15 protein-coding genes are annotated in these 15,944 nt (G+C 63.2%); all 15 read right to left on the bottom strand.

Translation table 11 applies throughout. From position 1 onward, the window contains the following. Nucleotides 1-220 precede the first annotated feature (220 nt). Nucleotides 221-1,195 (bottom strand): IS110 family RNA-guided transposase, encoded by a 975-nt coding sequence (locus ACYCFC_RS05105; protein ID WP_459653311.1) that lies wholly within the window; start codon nt 1,193-1,195, stop codon nt 221-223. A 284-nt stretch (nt 1,196-1,479) separates the two neighbouring features. Continuing rightward, nucleotides 1,480-1,983, bottom strand: a complete 504-nt coding sequence (locus ACYCFC_RS05100; RefSeq protein ID WP_459653310.1) for an REP-associated tyrosine transposase — start codon at nt 1,981-1,983, stop codon at nt 1,480-1,482. Nucleotides 1,984-2,326: 343 nt separating this feature from the next. Next, a complete protein-coding gene (locus tag ACYCFC_RS05095; protein WP_459653309.1) occupies nt 2,327-3,169 on the bottom strand; it encodes an IclR family transcriptional regulator domain-containing protein in 843 nt (280 codons plus the stop codon). Between the two features lie 173 nt (nt 3,170-3,342). Continuing rightward, the gene (locus ACYCFC_RS05090; RefSeq protein WP_459653954.1) at nt 3,343-3,792 is read right to left on the bottom strand and encodes a methyl-accepting chemotaxis protein; all 450 of its coding nucleotides are present in this window, start codon (nt 3,790-3,792) and stop codon (nt 3,343-3,345) included. 449 nt (nt 3,793-4,241) lie between these two features. After that, nucleotides 4,242-4,964 (bottom strand): ABC transporter ATP-binding protein, encoded by a 723-nt coding sequence (locus tag ACYCFC_RS05085; RefSeq protein WP_459653308.1) that lies wholly within the window; start codon nt 4,962-4,964, stop codon nt 4,242-4,244. Next, nucleotides 4,964-5,719, bottom strand: a complete 756-nt coding sequence (locus tag ACYCFC_RS05080; RefSeq protein ID WP_459653307.1) for an ABC transporter ATP-binding protein — start codon at nt 5,717-5,719, stop codon at nt 4,964-4,966. The genes ACYCFC_RS05085 and ACYCFC_RS05080 overlap by 1 nt, the downstream gene beginning before the upstream one ends. After that, a complete protein-coding gene (locus tag ACYCFC_RS05075) occupies nt 5,716-6,750 on the bottom strand; it encodes a branched-chain amino acid ABC transporter permease (protein WP_459653306.1) in 1,035 nt (344 codons plus the stop codon). The genes ACYCFC_RS05080 and ACYCFC_RS05075 overlap by 4 nt, the downstream gene beginning before the upstream one ends. Nucleotides 6,751-6,915: 165 nt before the next feature. Further along, nucleotides 6,916-7,776, bottom strand: coding sequence for a branched-chain amino acid ABC transporter permease (locus ACYCFC_RS05070; protein ID WP_459653305.1), 861 nt, complete (start codon nt 7,774-7,776; stop codon nt 6,916-6,918). Nucleotides 7,777-7,856: 80 nt separating this feature from the next. After that, nucleotides 7,857-9,041 (bottom strand): ABC transporter substrate-binding protein, encoded by a 1,185-nt coding sequence (locus tag ACYCFC_RS05065; RefSeq protein ID WP_459653304.1) that lies wholly within the window; start codon nt 9,039-9,041, stop codon nt 7,857-7,859. A 103-nt stretch (nt 9,042-9,144) separates the two neighbouring features. Further along, complete coding sequence (locus tag ACYCFC_RS05060; protein WP_459653953.1) at nt 9,145-10,407, bottom strand: OprD family porin; 1,263 nt, start codon at nt 10,405-10,407, stop codon at nt 9,145-9,147. Between the two features lie 130 nt (nt 10,408-10,537). Continuing rightward, on the bottom strand, nt 10,538-11,764 hold the full coding sequence (locus tag ACYCFC_RS05055) for a benzoate/H(+) symporter BenE family transporter (protein ID WP_459653303.1): 1,227 nt from the start codon (nt 11,762-11,764) through the stop codon (nt 10,538-10,540). Nucleotides 11,765-12,072: 308 nt separating this feature from the next. Beyond that, nucleotides 12,073-13,011, bottom strand: coding sequence for a catechol 1,2-dioxygenase (gene catA / locus ACYCFC_RS05050; protein ID WP_459653302.1), 939 nt, complete (start codon nt 13,009-13,011; stop codon nt 12,073-12,075). A gap of 71 nt (nt 13,012-13,082) precedes the next feature. Continuing rightward, nucleotides 13,083-13,373 carry a muconolactone Delta-isomerase gene (gene catC, locus ACYCFC_RS05045; RefSeq protein ID WP_459653301.1) on the bottom strand — a complete coding sequence of 97 codons (291 nt, stop codon included), beginning with the start codon at nt 13,371-13,373 and terminating at the stop codon, nt 13,083-13,085. A gap of 15 nt (nt 13,374-13,388) precedes the next feature. Continuing rightward, a complete protein-coding gene (locus ACYCFC_RS05040) occupies nt 13,389-14,510 on the bottom strand; it encodes a muconate cycloisomerase family protein (protein ID WP_459653300.1) in 1,122 nt (373 codons plus the stop codon). Between the two features lie 28 nt (nt 14,511-14,538). Further along, nucleotides 14,539-15,879, bottom strand: a complete 1,341-nt coding sequence (locus ACYCFC_RS05035) for an MFS transporter (protein WP_459653299.1) — start codon at nt 15,877-15,879, stop codon at nt 14,539-14,541. Nucleotides 15,880-15,944: the final 65 nt, after the last annotated feature.

Raw genomic sequence — 15,944 nt, 5'->3', positions numbered from 1 at the left:
TGTCTCGTGTAATGGACTGAATGCGCCAACGAATCGGCGCTTGCGACCCACACTAACCACCGTCCCACGACGAGACAATCCGATAATCGATTAACCGTTCGATAATCGAACATAATGATAAATCGATTGATGCCTGCGGATCGTCGGATTACGCCTGCGGCTAATCCGACCTACAAAGCCAAAAGCGGGCTCTGCGCTGGTGTAGATACCGTCTTGCCCCTCACTTCGCAATAGCGAGTTCGGGGTTGAACGGTTCGCCGGATTTCAACACGCCATAGGCGATACAGAGCAATTTACGCATCGCCGCGCAGACGATCTGTTTGCCGGCTTTGCCTCTGGCTTTCATCCGCTCGACCATTGCCCGAATGGCAGGGTTACGGCTCATGGACGTAATGGCTGGCATGTAGAGCCCTGCGCGCAAGCTGGCCGACCCCATGCGGGAAATCCGCACATGCCCTTTGAGTATCCCCGAGTCCTGTAGCTTGGGATTGAGCCCTGCAAAGGCGGTGACCGCTCGGCTGCTGCCGAAGCGTTGAATGTCCCCCAGTTCAGCCAGCACAAGTGCTGCCGTCCGCTCAGCAATGCCGTCGATGCTCGTGAGCAGGTCACGCTGGCCGCGCAAGTCATCGTTGTCGTCGAAATGCTGCTTGATCGCTTCCAGCGTCTCGGCGATTTGCTGGCGTAAATGTTCAAGAACCGACTCGATCGACGCCTTGACCTTGGTCTCGCGGGTCACGTCCAGGCGGTTCTGTTCCATCTGCTCCAGCTCCTGAAGATCCTTCAGGCGATGCACCAGGGCCTTGAGGCGGCGAATGGACGGTGGATCAGGCTGCCAGGCACGCAGCCTGGCCTGATGCAGGCTGCCATAATCGGCAATGAGCTTGGCGTCGACCTTGTCGGTCTTCACCCGCTGCAATTGGCTGCGGGCGTAATAGGCAACTTGGGCCGGGTTGAGGACGCACACCCGGTAACCTCGCGCGAGCAGCCATTCGGCCAGGGCTTCGTAGTAGATGCCCGTCGCCTCCATGACGACCCATGCCTGCGGCTCGGCGTACTTGAGCAGCCATTGCTGGAACACCTCAAAGCCTGCTGAGTCATTGGTCAGCTTGCCTTTGGTGCGGTGCTTGCCGTTGCTCTGCAGGGTCGCGATGTCGAATGTGTGTTTGGCGATGTCGACGCCAACGACTATGGCCATGGTTTTCCTCCTCAGTGAACGGGTAGATCGTCACTGCATCCGTCCTACCTTGCTAATGCGAGCTCGTGGCTCAAGATACCGTTCGGACTTGCTGGATGAGTGCGGAGGAGTGCAGCGTTATCTACGTCACAAGCTCGAAGCTTAAGGGCGGGTACTACTTGCACTCTCTCCCCCGATGATCAGCCGGGGACTATCGCCTCCTGAAAGGCTGCAGTCGAGATACAAGGTCGGGTCGCGCTTTATCGACCCGACGGGCGAGGGTCGAGCAGATTCATTGTCAACGTTCATCCAGCCCAGTCCGCCGGGTAAAAACCCTTTGCAACATGCCGCGCAAAGCTTGAATAAGGCCAGTCGGCAGGGTGTGTTACCAGGCCGTGCTTCACGGGGTTGTAATGGAGGTAATCCAGATGGCGTCGCCTGTCTTCCTCGTCACGCAGGCAGTGCTCCCAATAGCGTTGCTGCCATATCGACCCTTGCCCACATGCGTGACGGGCGAAATCAGGATCGCGCAGCAGGCGCTCGGTATAGCGTCGGGTAAACCGGCTCTTGATCAGCCGCCAGCGTGTCGGATAATCCGCATCGCCCTCGGGCAGGGTCCAGATGCAATGCAGATGGTCAGGAAGAACGACCGCCGCCTCCAGCACGAAAGGCCGTTGGCGCTGCACGATACGGAAAGCCTCCCGCAACAGCTCGACATTCTCCGCGCACGCCAGCAGCAGACGGCGGTTCTGCGTCACCACCGTGAAAAAATATGATGCCCCCGGTGTCCGCATCCTGCGGTATCTCATAAGCACTCCTTGCTCGATGAGTTTTGCTTTCTGTTGGGCGGGTTGTGGTGGTTCATGCCTCGCAGCGTCGGATGACGCCTTCGGCTAATTCGACCTACGAAGCAGAGCCGTGCAACCCATGTAGGTCGGGTTACGCTCCACCAACCCGACGAGCAAACCATCAAACACCACAGAGGCAAGCGCCGTACCCATTATCGCCCTATGGTTGTCTGTGAATCCGCCCGTCGGATTACGCCTGCGGCTAATTCGACCTACATTTAGCCCATCATCTGTTGCTGCTCAACAGGGTTTAACCGAGTTGTAGGTCGGGTCACGCTTCATCGACCCGACAAGGGAACCAATGTCAATGAAACAGCCGCGTACTCAGCTCCCGGCTCGCTTCCAGCAGCACCGGCACGAAGCGGGTTTCCAGTTCCTGGCGAGTGATGCGGCTGACGTGGGTGCCGACGTTGAGTGCGGCCAGGACCTGGCCGGCGGAATCTTTCAGGGGCACGGCCAATGAGCGCAGGCCGATCTCCAGTTCCTGATCGACGATCACCCAGCCCTGCTGGCGGATCTCGGCAATCGAGGCGCGGATCGCTTCCGGAGTGTGCAGGGTGCGGCTGGTCTTGATCTGCAGGTTGGCGTGCTCCAGGTAATCGTCCAGCGCCGCATCGTCCAGCGCGGCCAGCAGGATGCGGCCCATGGAGGTGCAGTAGGCCGGCAACCGGCTGCCGACGCTGAGATCGACGGAGATCAGCCGTTGCGGTGTGGCCGAGCGTGCGACATAGAGCACTTCGTCACCTTCCAGGGTAGCCATGGAACAGGCTTCGTTAAGTCGGTTGCTGAGCTGGTCGAGAATCGGCTGCGCGGTCACTGCCAGCGGCGTCGAGGACAGGTAGGCATGGCCGAGGGTCAGCACCTTGGGCAGCAGCGAATAGGTCCGCCCGTCCGTGGTGGCATAGCCGAGCTTGATCAGCGTATACAGGCAGCGCCGCACCGCCGCGCGGGGAATCTCGGTGCGGTGGCTGATCTGGGCAATGGTCAGATGGCGCTTGCGCTCCTGAAAGGCATGAATCACCGCCAGCCCGCGTGCCAGCGAGCTCATGAAATTCGGATCGCCGGTCAGGGCTTCGATACGCTTGGCCGGCGACGCGATGATGACCGGTGCCATCGGCGCGACACCGGGGCGGGTTTCGTCAGTCATGGCGGATCACCTTGTCAGAGAGCGATGCGCGATTATCGATCAATAAACCGATAATCGCAAAATGCCGCCAAGCTACTGATCACCGTGCTCGCCATGTTGCAGGGTCGAATTCATTCGACCAATGCCTGCAAAGGCCGAACAATTTCGGCCCTACGCCTTGCTGCCGTGCTGCGTCAGCGCATCGCCTCCTCCATCCGCTGCGCCAAGGCCTGCTGGCCGGCGAGGCGCTGCACGATGCGTTCGACAATCTCCACCCGAGCCGCCGCACCGGCGCGCATCTCATCCATGGCCTGCAGCGCCAGGGCGGACTTTTCCAGCCCCGTGCGGGTTGAATCGCCGATCTGTTCCATGCCCGAACGGGCACCCTCCGCCGCTTTTTTCAAGCCTTCGGCGATCTGCCCGATCTGCTCGCTGGAATCGTTGGCACGCCGCGCCAGGTTGCGCACCTCATCGGCGACCACGGCAAAGCCACGACCATGATCGCCCGCCCGCGCGGCCTCGATCGCGGCATTCAGCGCCAGCAGGTTGGTCTGCCGGGCGATGTCCTGAATGCTGCCGACGATGGCGCCGATACGCTGCGACTGGTTGCCCAGCTCATCGAAGACCTGATCGATGTGGCCCATATACTCGGCCAGCCCGCTGATCGCCTCGACGGAGCCGGCGATGCTGCCCGCGCTGCTTTGCACATGGCCGCCCGCCACCTTGGCCAGATCGGTGGCGTATTGCATGTCGCGCTGGCTGCCTTCGATGTTTTCCAGCAGATCGACCAGCGCCTCACGCAAGGTAGCGCGCAACGGTTCGCTCCGATCGACGACGACCGCCGGCGGCTGCGCAGCGACCGGCAGAGCCGGCAACAGCTCCGGCTCGACCTGCGGCAGCGGCTCCGGCGCGGGCTGCCCGGAGACACGCCGCTCGCGACCATTGGCCAGCAGGGCCATCACGCAGCAGCCCAGCAGCAGTGCCACCAGCCCCAGCTGAAGCGGTTGCGGATTCAGCCAGGCCAGAGCAAGAGCAAGAGCAAGAGCCGCCAGCACACCACACAGCTGCAAGCCTGTTTTCACGTTGTTCATGGTTACAGGCCGATATGGTTTTGCAGCAGCTGCGGCTGCCCTTTCAGGGCCTCGCTGGTGCCGTCGAACACCACCTGACCCTTGACCATGATCATGCTGCGATCGGTCAGGTCGAGCAGGACGTTGACGTTCTTGTCCACCACCAGGGTGGCGATGCCGCTGGTCTTGATCAGGCGGATGACGTCCCAGATTTCCTTGCGGATCAGTGGCGCCAGGCCTTCGGTGGCTTCGTCGAGGATCATCAGGTCGGGGTTTGTCATCAACGCCCTGCCGATGGCGACCATCTGCTGCTCGCCGCCGGAGAGGTTGCCGGTCAGGTGCTCGAAGCGCTCGGCCAGGCGCGGAAAGGTCTTCAGCACCCGCTGCAGATCCCACTCCCGGCGCCCGTCGACACCGGCGCGTGCGGCCATGATCAGGCTTTCGCGCACCGTCAGGTTGGGAAACATGCCGCGCCCTTCCGGCACATAGCCGATGCCTTTGCGGATGATCTGGTGGGTACCGGCGCCGCGCTGACGCTGCCCCTTGACCCGCACTTCGCCAAGGCGCGCCGGTGTCAGCCCCAGCAGCGAGCGGATGGTGGTGGTCTTGCCCATGCCGTTGCGGCCCATCAGCGCCAGGGTTTCGCCGGGGTCGATATGGAAATCGACGCCATGCAGCACATGGCTGTTGCCGTAGTAGGTATGCAGGCCGCTGGCCTCGATCAGGGGAGTGTTCGCCGTTGCCATCAGAATTGCTCCTCGCCGTCGCCCAGGTAGGCCTGCTGCACCGCAGGGTCGTTGCGCACCTGATCCAGCGGGCCGCTGGCCAGCACCTGGCCGTTGACCATCACCGTCAGGGTCTTGGCGATGCTGAACACCGCGTCCATGTCGTGCTCGACCAGCACCATCGAATAGTCCTGCGAGAGCCTGGCCAGCAGCTCTACCACACGCCCGGACTCTTCCTTGCCCATACCGGCCATGGGCTCGTCCAGCAGCAGAAACGTGGGATCGGTTGCCAGCACCATGCCGATCTCCAGCTGCCGCTGTTCGCCGTAACTCAGAGAGTCGGCCAGCGTATGCGCGTGGCGGCTGAGGCCACACAGCTCCAGCCCGTGCTCGGCACGCTCGCGCACCTGGCGGTAGTGTTCGCTGCGCTTGAAGAAGCGGAACGAGTTCTTCATCCGCGACTGCGCCGCCAGCCAGCAGTTGTCCAGGCAGTTGAAGGTCGGAAAGACGTTGGTGCGCTGGAAGCTGCGCCCGATGCCAAGGTGGGAAATACGGTTGGGCGCCATCGCGGCAATGTTCGCCCCATGGAACAGCACCTCCCCGCCACAGGGGCGCAACTGGCCGGAGAGCAGGTTGACCATGGTGCTCTTGCCCGCGCCGTTGGGGCCGATGATGGCGTGAATTTCACGCGGCCCCACCGTCAGGCAGACATCGTTGACAGCGGTCAGTCCGCCGAAGGTCTTGGTCAGGCCACGGGTTTCCAGTACGGCATTCATTGGCTCATCTCCTGTTTCAGGACAACGGGCAGAGGCTTGTCTTCAGCCGCCGGCACGGGTTTTTTCTCGAAAATCTTCACCAGCAGGCCGGCGATGCCCTTGGGCAGCAGCATCACCATGGCGATCACCACCAGCCCCATGGGCAGTTCCCAGTGCGGTGTCAGGCTGGCGAACAGATGGTGCAGCCCCTCGAAGGCGAAGGCGCCGAGGATGGCCCCGAACAGGCTGCCCATACCGCCGAGAATGACCATCACCAGGGCGTGGGCCGACATCTGCCAGCTCAGCTGGCTGGGGCTGACGAAGCCGTACTGGGTGGCCGCGAGCATGCCGGCATAACCGGCGATGGTGCCGGCGATGACGAACGCCGCCAGCTTGTAATAAGCCGGGTTGTAGCCCAGCGCCCGCACCCGCTCCTCGTTGGCCTTGATGCCCAGCAGCACCTTGCCGAACGGCGCCCGCAGGAAGGTGCGCAGCAGCAGGTAGACCCCCACCATCGAGGCCAGTACCACGTAATACAGGGTGGTGTTGTTTTCCAGGTCCAGCAGCTGCCAGTCGCCGATCATCACGCTGGGCTTCATGAACAGGAAGGCGCCATCGGAGCCGCCGGCGAACGGCGCGTCATGGAACAGGTAGAAGAGCATCTGCGAGAAGGCGATGGTGACCATGATGAAGAAGATCCCCGAGGTGCGGATGATCAGCAGCCCCATCAGCAGTGCCGCGACTGCGCTGATGCCCAGGCACAGCGGCAGCGCGACCCAGATGCTCACCGCCTCGAACTCCGGAGCGAGCAGCACCAGGCTGTAGCCGGCGATACCGAAGAAGGCCGCCTGGGCCAGGCTGACCATGCCGGTAACGCCCACCAGCAGGTCGAGGCTGAGCGCGACGATGGCCAGGATCAGGATGTAGGTGACCTGCTGCATGAGAAACTCCTGTCGCTCGCCGAACAGCGCACCGCCCGCAAGCGGCAGCAGTGCCAGCAGCAACAGCAGGGCCAGCAGCAGGTATTGGATGGGTTTGGGTATATGTCGCATCGTTGTTCCTCCGGGCAGGCCGCTGAAAAACTACCTGCGTTGTCTGGCCGTCGTTAAAAACGGCCTCAAAATGCTCATTTACAGCAGTAAACTGCGCTTTTTCGGCCGTTTTTGCCTCGGCCAGCCTGCCTCGCCTACGTTTTTCAACGACCTGCTACAGGCAGGTCAGGCAAACAGCCCGCGCGGTTTGAACAGCAGCACCACGGCCATCAGCATGTAGATCGCCATGCCGGCGTACTCGGGCACCAGCACGGCGCCCCAGGTCGCGGTCAGCCCGACCAGCAGCGCACCGAGAAAGGCGCCGCGAATCGAACCCAGGCCACCGATGACCACCACCACGAAGGCGATGATCAGGATCTGGTTGCCCATGCCCGGATACACCGATGAAACCGGCGCGGCGATCATTCCGGCAAAGGCCGTCAACGCCGCGCCGGCAGCGAACACCAGGGTGTAGATCGCATTGATGTTGATGCCCAGGCCCTGGACCATTTCACGGTTGCTGGCGCCGCCACGAATGACGATGCCCAGGCGCGTGCGCTGCAGGATCCAGTACATGCTCAGCGCCACCAGCACGCACACCACGGAAATGAACAGCCGGTACACCGGGTATTCGAGATTCTCCGTGAGCTGGATGGAGCCGGCGAGGACTTGCGGGATGGCCACGCTGTGCACGTCGTTGCCCCAGGCGATGCTGCGCAGCGAGTCGATCACCAGGATCAGGCCGAAGGTCATCAGCACCTGGTCGAGGTGGTTGCGCTTGTACAAGATGCGCATCAGGCAGCGTTCGATCACCACGCCGAACAGCGCCGCCAGCGGCAACGCCAGCAGGATCGCGAGGAACAGGTTGCCGGTGATCGAGGTGGCCCAGAACGCCAGATAGGCACCCACCATGTACAGTGCGCCGTGGGCCAGGTTGATGATGTGCATGATGCCGAAGATCAGCGTCAGGCCGCTGGCGATCAGGAACAGCAGCAGGCCGTATTGCAGGCCGTTCATGGTTTGAATCAGAACAGTGGAGAAATCCATAAGCGCGTACCAGCAGAAAGGTCACGGATACTCGGGCGACGCGGCATCCAGGCAGCGCCGCCCGAGACGACTACGGTTGCCTAGAGCTTGCAGCCCTTGGCCGGGTCGGCCAGCCCCTCGGCGGCGATGCTGACCACCTCGTTGATGCCGTTGCGCACCTCGCGCAGGTAGACGTTCTGCACCGGATTGTGTGCCTTGGAGAAACCCCACTCGCCACGCGGGCTGTCGATGCGCGTCTGCTCCATGGCGGTGATCCAGGCCTCGCGGTCCGTCGTGTTGCCCTTGACCTGATCCAGCGACTGCGCCAGCAGCAGGCCGGCGTCGTAGCCCTGGACGGCATAGATGTCGGCCTCCTTGCCGAACTTCTGCCGGTACTCGCTGCGAAAGCTGGTGTTCTGCGACGTGTCGAGGCTGTCGGCGTAGTGCAGCGTGGTCAGCACGCCTTCGGCCGCCGCGCCCTGGGCGAGCAGCGTGCCTTCGGTGAGGAAGCCCGAGCCGAGCAACGGAATCCGCCCTTGCAGGCCGGCCGCCGCATAATCCCTGACGAACTTGGCCGCGCCACCGCCGGCAAAGAAGACGAACACCGCATCGGGTTTCGAGGCGGCGATTTCGGTCAGCTGCGACTGGAACTCGACGTCCGGGAAGGCCACGTAGATTTCCTTGCTGACCGTGCCACCGGCCTTCTCGAAGCCTTCCTTGAAGCCGGCCACCGACTCAACGCCGAAGCCGTAGCGCCAGGCCACGGTGACGATGTTCTTGTAGCCGCGGTCAGCCGCCACCTGCCCCATCGGGTAGGCGGTCTGCCAGGAGGTGAACGAGGTGCGGAAAATGTTCGGCGCGCACATCGGTCCGGTGGCCGCGTTGAAGCCGGCATTGGTGATGATCAGCGGCACCCCGCTCTGCCGGGCGACCTTCACCGCGGCCATACCGACACCCGAATGCACCGGGCCGATGACCACGTCCACCTTGGAACCGGAAATCAGCTTGCGCATGTTCTGCACGGCCTTGCCGGCATCGGCTTCGCTGTCCACCGTGACCACTTCCACGGGGCGCCCACCGAGGCTGCCGCCCTTCTGTTCGATGGCCAGGTTCATGCCATTGGTGATGGCCTCACCGAGCGCCGCATAGGTGCCGGTATACGGCAGCAGCATGCCGACCTTGACCGGATCGGCAGCCTGAGCGGCGCTGCTCAGGGTTGCGCCGATGGCCAGTGCCAGGGCGCCGATGTTGAGGGAGTGGAAAACGGTTCTTTTATTCTTCTTCATGTGTTGCTCCAGGGTCTCGGGACCTTGCGAATGGGTAAGCGCTGGTTGTGCTTGCAATCCTTCAGGGCACGCTCGCAACCCGGCGGCGCGAACGTCCGACCCGTTACAGCAGCTGCCAGGTGTAGTTGAAGATCAGGCGGTTCTCGTCGATGTCGCTGCGGTAGTTGGAGCGCGCGACGACGTTGCGCACCCGCACGTTGAGGTTCTTCAGCACGCCGCTCTGGAAGGTGTAACCCACGTCCAGATCACGCTCCCATTCCTTGCCCTCGAAGCCCATGCCGGTGTCCACGTTGTCGCCGGTGATGTAGCGCACCGTGGTCACCAGGCCGGGGATGCCCAGCGCGGCGAAGTCGTAGTCATGGCGAACCTGCCAGGAACGCTCGTCGGCCCCGGCGAACTCGTAGGTCGGCACTTCGTTGCCCAGCGGCGTGACGTTGTTGAATACCCGTGGGAAGGCGTCATCGCCGAACATGGCCTGATAGCCGACCATGAAGGTGTGCCCGCCATACTTGGCCGAAAGCTGGGAGAACGCTGCCTGGTTGTCGATATTGCCCAGCAGCTGGTCGCCGTCTTCCTTGGAATCGTAGAAGCCGATATTGGCGCCCAGCACCCAGTCGCCCACCGGCTCGCTGTGCTTGAGGCTGTAGAAGCGCTGGTTGTAGATGTCTTCCAGCTGCGCGTACCAGAGGCCGACCGAGGTGCGCTTGTCGTTGAAGGTGTAATCGGCGCCGGCGTAGTTGAAGCGGTCGGTCGCAGCATCTCCGCCCAGCTGTGGCGTGTGACCGAGCTTGGCGCGCATCTTGCCGTCGCCCGCCGCATTCAGCAGGCTGCCGGAGCGGAACTGGCCGCCCTGCAGGGTCAACCCGTCGATCTCGCGGGAGACGATGCTGGCACCCTGGTAGGTCGGCGGCAGCAGGCGGATATCGCTGAAGGTCAGCACCGGCAGGTTTGGCGTCTGCTCGCCGACCTTCAGTTCGGTCTGTGACAGGCGCACCTTGAGCGCGGCACCCAGGCGGCTGTAGTTGTCCACCGCCTTGCCATCGGTGTCGGTCGGCAACAGCCCGGTGTTGACCCGACCACCGCCGCTGTCGAGCTTGATGCCCAGTTGCCCGAGCAGATCGACACCGAAACCGACCGTGCCCTGGGTGTAGCCGGAGTTCACCCGGAGGATGAAGCCCTGCGCCCACTCTTCGGATTTGGACTGCTGGTTGGGGCCGACAATGTCGGAGAAATCCCGGCTGAAGTAGTAGTTGCGTGCCTGCAGGGTCGCCGTGGTGTCCTCGATGAAACCGCCCTCTGCCGCGAAGGCGGACGGCAGCATGAAGGACGCACCTACAGCCAGGGCCAGCGGGGAGATTTTCAGCATCTTTGTCATGTTTTCTCTCGTTGTTGTTGTTTTCTGGGTACAGGCCACCGCGTTCCGCGCACAGCTGCGCAAACGGATGGCACGTTCGGTTGCTCTTGCGTTGCTTTTTCAGGGTGAAGCTGTACAGGTTTCAGCGCGCCGGCTGTTCTCTTTCACTGAGAGCCGGCGGGTGCGCCGAAATATTTGGCCGAGGCTTTTTCAGCCCCAACAGGAGATGGGCGGCGATGCCGAAGATCAGCCCCCAGAACGCGGCGGACAGCCCCAGCAGGGACATGCCCGAAGCGGTGACCAGAAAGGTGATCAGCGCCGCCTCACGATCCTTCGGCACCGCCATGGCCGAACTCAGCGCGCCGCCAATCGCAGACAGCAGCGCAAGGCCGGCCAGCGCGGCAATCAGCGCGGTGGGAAAGGCGCTGAACAGCGACACCAGGGTTGCGCCGAAGACGCCCAGCAGCAGGTAGAACACCCCACCGGAAACGCCCGCCACATAACGCTTGGCCGGGTCTTCGTGGGACTCCTTGCCGGTGCAGATGGCGGCGGTGATGGCCGCCAGGTTCAGCCCGTGGCAGCCGAACGGCGCCAGCAGCAGCGAGCCCAGCGCGCTGCTGCTGATCAGCGGGCTGGCCGGCGTCTGGTAGCCATCGTTGCGCAGCACCACCATGCCCGGCACGAACTGCCCGGTCAGCGACACCATGACCAGCGGCAAGACGATGCTGAGCAGCACCTGCCAGCTGAATTCGGGGCTGATCCAGACCGGCGTGGCCAGGCCGATCACCAGCGCCCCGCTGTTCAATTCACCGCTGGCGAGCGTGATCAGCACACCCACCACCAGCACGGCGAGCACCGCATAACGCGGCATGACGCGCTTGAAGATGAGATAGGTGACGAACATCGCCAGCACCAGCCAGGGCTGTTCACTGACCGAGACGAACAGGCCGATGCCGAAAGAAAACAGGATGCCGGCCAGCATGGCGGCGGAAATCGCAGCCGGCAGCCTGCCGATGATGCGGTCGAAGGCGCCGGACAGGCCGACCAGCAGGATGATCGCATTGGTCACCAGATAGGCGCCGATCGCCTCGTTCAGGCTGATGCCGGGCAATAGCGTGACCAGCAGCGCCGAGCCGGGTGCGGACCAGGCGATGACGATGGGCACCTTGTAGCGCAGGCTCAGAAGAATGCCGAGCACGCCGCTGCCGATGGAGATGGTCCAGATCCAGGACGACAGCACGTCATGGGGCATGTCGGCGGCCTTGGCCGCCTGGAAGATGATCACCAGCGGGCCGGCGTAGGAAATCACCGTCGCGATGAAACCAGCGACCACGGCGGAGACCGAGCAGTCCTTCAGTAGCGTTTTCATAGTGCCTCGCAAGTCAGGCATGGCTATCCGTGGCAGCGCCCGGATCGCTCTTGTTGTGGGTGACGCGGTTTGTCGGGTCACGCTTCACCGGCCCGACGAGGCAAGGCTCGCCCCATCGGTTACGCCTTCGAGCCGTCGGATTACGCCTTCAAGCTGTCGGATTACGCCTTCGGCTAATCCGACCTACAAATGGCTGGGGTTCGTAGGTCGGGTCACGCTTCACCGACCCGACGAGGCAAGACTCGCCCCGTCGGTTACGCCTTCGAGCCGTCGGATTACGCCTTCGGCTAATCCGACCTACAAATGCTTCAGGCTTCCTGCAGGGCGCGTGGGCGCTGGCTGCGCTGCTCGGCTTGTGGTGCTGGGGCGCTCTGCAGCTGGAAGTCGAAGTCCACTTCGGCGAAGCGGCCCTGGACGCCACGGGCGTTGGCGGTTTCGGCGTCCTCGCTGAAGCGGATATCGCCGATCAGGCCGTCGCGCGTGGCATAGGCGAAGTCGTCCCACAGGTACTTGTCACCGGAGAGGTTAATCTGCGTGGTCAGGTGACGATGGCCCGGCGCAGAGATGAAGAAGTGAATATGCGCCGGACGCTGGCCATGACGTCCCAGCAGATCGAGGCATTCCTGGGTCGGACCATCCGGCGAGCAACCATAGCCGGACGGCACGATGCTGCGGGCGCGGTAACGGCCTTCGGCGTCGGTGATGATGCGGCGGCGCAGGTTGTAGTCCGACTGGCTCTTGTCGAAGTACGAATAGTTGCCCTGGGTGTTGGCGTGCCAGAGATCGACAGTGGCGCCGGCGACCGGCTTGCCGTCGGTATCGGTGACCTGCCCCTGAAGGAACATCACGGTGGCGACGCCGTCTTCGCTGCCGTCGTCCATGCGCACTTCACCTTCGGCAATCGGCGCGCCGGCGACATACAGCGGCCCTTCGATGGTGCGCGGGGTGCCGCCGGTGAGGCCGGCCTGCTCGTCCTTGGCATCCTGCAGCAGGTCGAGGTAGTGCTCCACACCCAGGCCGGCCACCAGCAGGCCGGCTTCATTGCGACCGCCAAGACGGTTGAGGTAGTCCACGGCCTTCCAGAACTCGTCCTGGGTGATTTCCAGGTCCTCGACGATCTTCGCGGTATCGACCAGGATGCGGTTGATCACGGTTTTCAGACGGCTGCTGCCTGCGTCGTTGCCGAAGCCGCTGGCTTCCTTGAAGAAGTTCTGCACGTGCTCGGTGTGGGAAATTTTAACGGTCATGGTTCAGGCCTCATCTTGTAATTGTGGTCACGCGGTGTATTGGCCGGGGCATATCCCGGCCCGGAAATCGATCAACGATCGTCTTCACGGATCGAGGACGGATGGCGGCACAGCGCATCGACTTCGATCTCCATGTAGGGGAACAGCGGCAGCTGCATCAGGGTGTCGTGCAGCTCCTGCACACTGGCGACGTCGAACACGCTGTAGTTGGCGTACTGGCCGGCGATGCGCCACAGGTGGCGCCACTTGCCCTCGCGCATCAGGCCCTGCGCCAGTTCCTTCTCGTCGGCCTTGAGCTTGGCGGCCCTGGCCGGGTCCATGTCGAGTGGCAGTTTCACGGTCATCTTTACGTAGAACAGCATGTTTTCAACCTCCGGTCATTTACGGCTGAAGAACGCCAGGCGCTCTTCGTCCAGGGTCAGGCCGAGGCCCGGTGTGCGCGGCACTTCCAGCTGGAAGTCGCGGTAGACCGGCGCCTCGGTGACGATTTCTTCGGTGAGCAGCAGCGGGCCGAACAGCTCGGTGTGCCAGGTCAGTTTGTTCAGGGTGACGAAGGCATGGGCCGAGGCCAGGGTGCCGATGGCGCCTTCGAGCATGGTCCCGCCGTAGAGGGCGATCCCTGCCGCCTCGGCGATCTGCGCGGTGCGCAGCACGGCGCGCGGGCCACCGTTCTTGGCGATCTTCAGGGCGAAGATGCTGGCGGCACCGTCGGCAGCGAGGCTGAAGGCATCCTCGACGCTCTCGATGGACTCATCCGCCATGATCGGCGCCAGGCTGCTCTGGTTCAGGCGGATCTGCCCGCCGCGATTGATGCGCGAGATGGGCTGCTCGATCAGGTCGATGCCGTTCTCGCCCAGCACCCGGCAGCCACGGATGGCCTGGGATTCGTCCCAGCCCTGATTGACGTCGACACGCACGCTGGCGCGCTCGCCCAGCGCCCGCTTGATCGCCACCACATGCTTGAGGTCCTGCTCCAGCGGGTTGGCGCCGATCTTCAGCTTGAAGATGCGGTGGCGGCGGATGTCGAGCATCTGCTCGGCTTCGGCGATGTCCCGAGCGGTATCGCCGGAGGCCAGGGTCCAGGCCACTTCCAGGCCGTCGCGCACCCGCCCGCCGAGCAGCTCGCTGACCGCAAGGCCCTGGCGCTTGCCCTGGGCGTCGAGCAACGCGCTTTCCAGGCCGGACTTGGCGAAGGTGTTGCCCTTGGCGATCTGGTCCAGACGCAGCATGGCGGCGTTGATGTTGCTCGCATCCTGGCCGACCAGCATCGGCGCCAGATGGCTGTCGATGTTGCTCTTGATGCTCTCCGGGCTTTCGTTGCCGTAGGACAGCCCGCCGATGGTAGTCGCCTCGCCGATGCCTTCGATGCCATCGCTGCAGCGCAGGCGGATGATCACCAGCGTCTGCCGCTGCATGGTGTGCATCGCCAGCTTGTGCGGGCGGATGGTCGGCAGGTCGACGATCGACGTCTGGATGCCTTCGATCAGGATTTGGCTCATTGCTGGTTCAACCTCGGTACGTAGGGGTTCAGGCTTTCGCTGCCAGCAGCGGGGCCGGGACGGCGCTTTCACGCCGCTTCGAGATCACGAACAGGGTCATGGCGAGCGCCGCGATGACGCCGGGAATGGCGAAGGCGATGAAGTTCAGTTGCAGCGGCAGGTTGATCCCCAGCAGCGCGCCGCCCAGCAGCGGACCGACGATGGCGCCGTTGCGACCGATGCCCGAGGCCCAGCCCAGGCCCGTGGAGCGGATCGACAGGCCATAGAACTGCGCGGCGCAGGCGTAGAGCAGAATCTGCGTGCCGATCACGGTGGCGCCGGCAATGGTGATCAGGCTGTAGAGCACCGGCATCGGCGTCTTGAAGCCCAGCAGGCTGATGGACACCACCGACACCGCGAAGAAGGCCACCACCACCTTGGCCAGGTTGAAGCGGTCGCCCAGCCAGCCGCCGAGAATCGCGCCGAACATGCCGCCGAAATTCAGCGCCAGCAGGAACGACAGGCTCGACCCCAGGCTGTAGCCGGCGTTGGCCATCAGCTTCGGCAGCCAGGAACCCAGCGCATAGACCATCAGCAGGCAGCAGAAGAAAGCCACCCAGATCGACAGCGTGCCGAGCAGACGACCATCGCGAAACAGCTCGATCACCGAGGCGCTCTTGCCCTTGCTCTCGGTCAGCTCCAGTACATCGTCAGGCGTAAAGGTCTGCTTGGGCTGGATCTTCTGCAGCAGCGCGCGCGCCTCGTCCGTTCGGCCCTGACGCACCAGGAAACCCACCGACTCGGGCAGTTTCCAGAGAATCAACGGCAGCAGCAGCAGCGGCACCGCGGCGGCGAAGAACATCGCCTCCCAGCCGAAGCGCGGCAGCATGTAGATGCCCAGGCCGGCGGAGAACATGCCGCCCAGCGAGTAGCCGCTGAACATGATGGCGACCAGGGTGCTGCGCAATCTCTTCGGCGCGTACTCGTTCATCAGCGCCACCACGTTGGGCATCAGTCCGCCGCAGCCGAGGCCGGCGAGAAAGCGAAAGATGCCGAATTCGGTCGGGGTGCTGGCAAAACCGTTGAGCACCGTGGCGGCGCTGAACAGCACGAAGCAGATGGCGATGCCTTTCTTGCGCCCGATGCGGTCGGCCAGGGTGCCGAAGATCAACGCGCCGAACATCATCCCGAACAGCGCGTAACTGCCCAGCGCGCCGGCCTGCAGCGGGGTCAGCCGCCACTCCTGCATGATCACCGGCAGCACCACGCCGTAAATGAACAGATCGTAACCGTCGAAGATCAGCAACAGTGCGCACAGGCACATGACCAGCCAGTGGAACTGGCTGAAACGGGCACTATCAATGACGTCGTGAACATCTACTTTACGCATGACAAAGCTCTCTGTTGTTTTTGTTGTCGAAACTGCGTTTGTTCTTTCGCGGCGGAGCCGCTTCC

The organism is Stutzerimonas sp. NM35 (assembly GCF_054604355.1).
The sequence above is the reverse complement of the archived record's forward strand: the minus strand, read 5'-3'. Positions and strand labels throughout refer to the sequence as shown.

Excerpts from the sequence above, each read along its gene's own strand:
- ACYCFC_RS05070 (WP_459653305.1), bottom strand. The coding sequence starts at position 7,776 with ATGGATTTCTCCACTGTTCTGATTCAAACCATGAACGGCCTGCAATAC.
- ACYCFC_RS05095 (WP_459653309.1), bottom strand. The coding sequence starts at position 3,169 with ATGACTGACGAAACCCGCCCCGGTGTCGCGCCGATGGCACCGGTCATC.
- ACYCFC_RS05055 (WP_459653303.1), bottom strand. The coding sequence starts at position 11,764 with ATGAAAACGCTACTGAAGGACTGCTCGGTCTCCGCCGTGGTCGCTGGT.
- ACYCFC_RS05100 (WP_459653310.1), bottom strand. The coding sequence starts at position 1,983 with ATGAGATACCGCAGGATGCGGACACCGGGGGCATCATATTTTTTCACG.
- ACYCFC_RS05035 (WP_459653299.1), bottom strand. The coding sequence starts at position 15,879 with ATGCGTAAAGTAGATGTTCACGACGTCATTGATAGTGCCCGTTTCAGC.
- ACYCFC_RS05105 (WP_459653311.1), bottom strand. The coding sequence starts at position 1,195 with ATGGCCATAGTCGTTGGCGTCGACATCGCCAAACACACATTCGACATC.
- catA (WP_459653302.1), bottom strand. The coding sequence starts at position 13,011 with ATGACCGTTAAAATTTCCCACACCGAGCACGTGCAGAACTTCTTCAAG.
- ACYCFC_RS05080 (WP_459653307.1), bottom strand. The coding sequence starts at position 5,719 with ATGAATGCCGTACTGGAAACCCGTGGCCTGACCAAGACCTTCGGCGGA.
- ACYCFC_RS05075 (WP_459653306.1), bottom strand. The coding sequence starts at position 6,750 with ATGCGACATATACCCAAACCCATCCAATACCTGCTGCTGGCCCTGCTG.
- ACYCFC_RS05040 (WP_459653300.1), bottom strand. The coding sequence starts at position 14,510 with ATGAGCCAAATCCTGATCGAAGGCATCCAGACGTCGATCGTCGACCTG.
- ACYCFC_RS05085 (WP_459653308.1), bottom strand. The coding sequence starts at position 4,964 with ATGGCAACGGCGAACACTCCCCTGATCGAGGCCAGCGGCCTGCATACC.
- ACYCFC_RS05060 (WP_459653953.1), bottom strand. The coding sequence starts at position 10,407 with ATGCTGAAAATCTCCCCGCTGGCCCTGGCTGTAGGTGCGTCCTTCATG.
- catC (WP_459653301.1), bottom strand. The coding sequence starts at position 13,373 with ATGCTGTTCTACGTAAAGATGACCGTGAAACTGCCACTCGACATGGAC.
- ACYCFC_RS05065 (WP_459653304.1), bottom strand. The coding sequence starts at position 9,041 with ATGAAGAAGAATAAAAGAACCGTTTTCCACTCCCTCAACATCGGCGCC.
- ACYCFC_RS05090 (WP_459653954.1), bottom strand. The coding sequence starts at position 3,792 with ATGGGCCACATCGATCAGGTCTTCGATGAGCTGGGCAACCAGTCGCAG.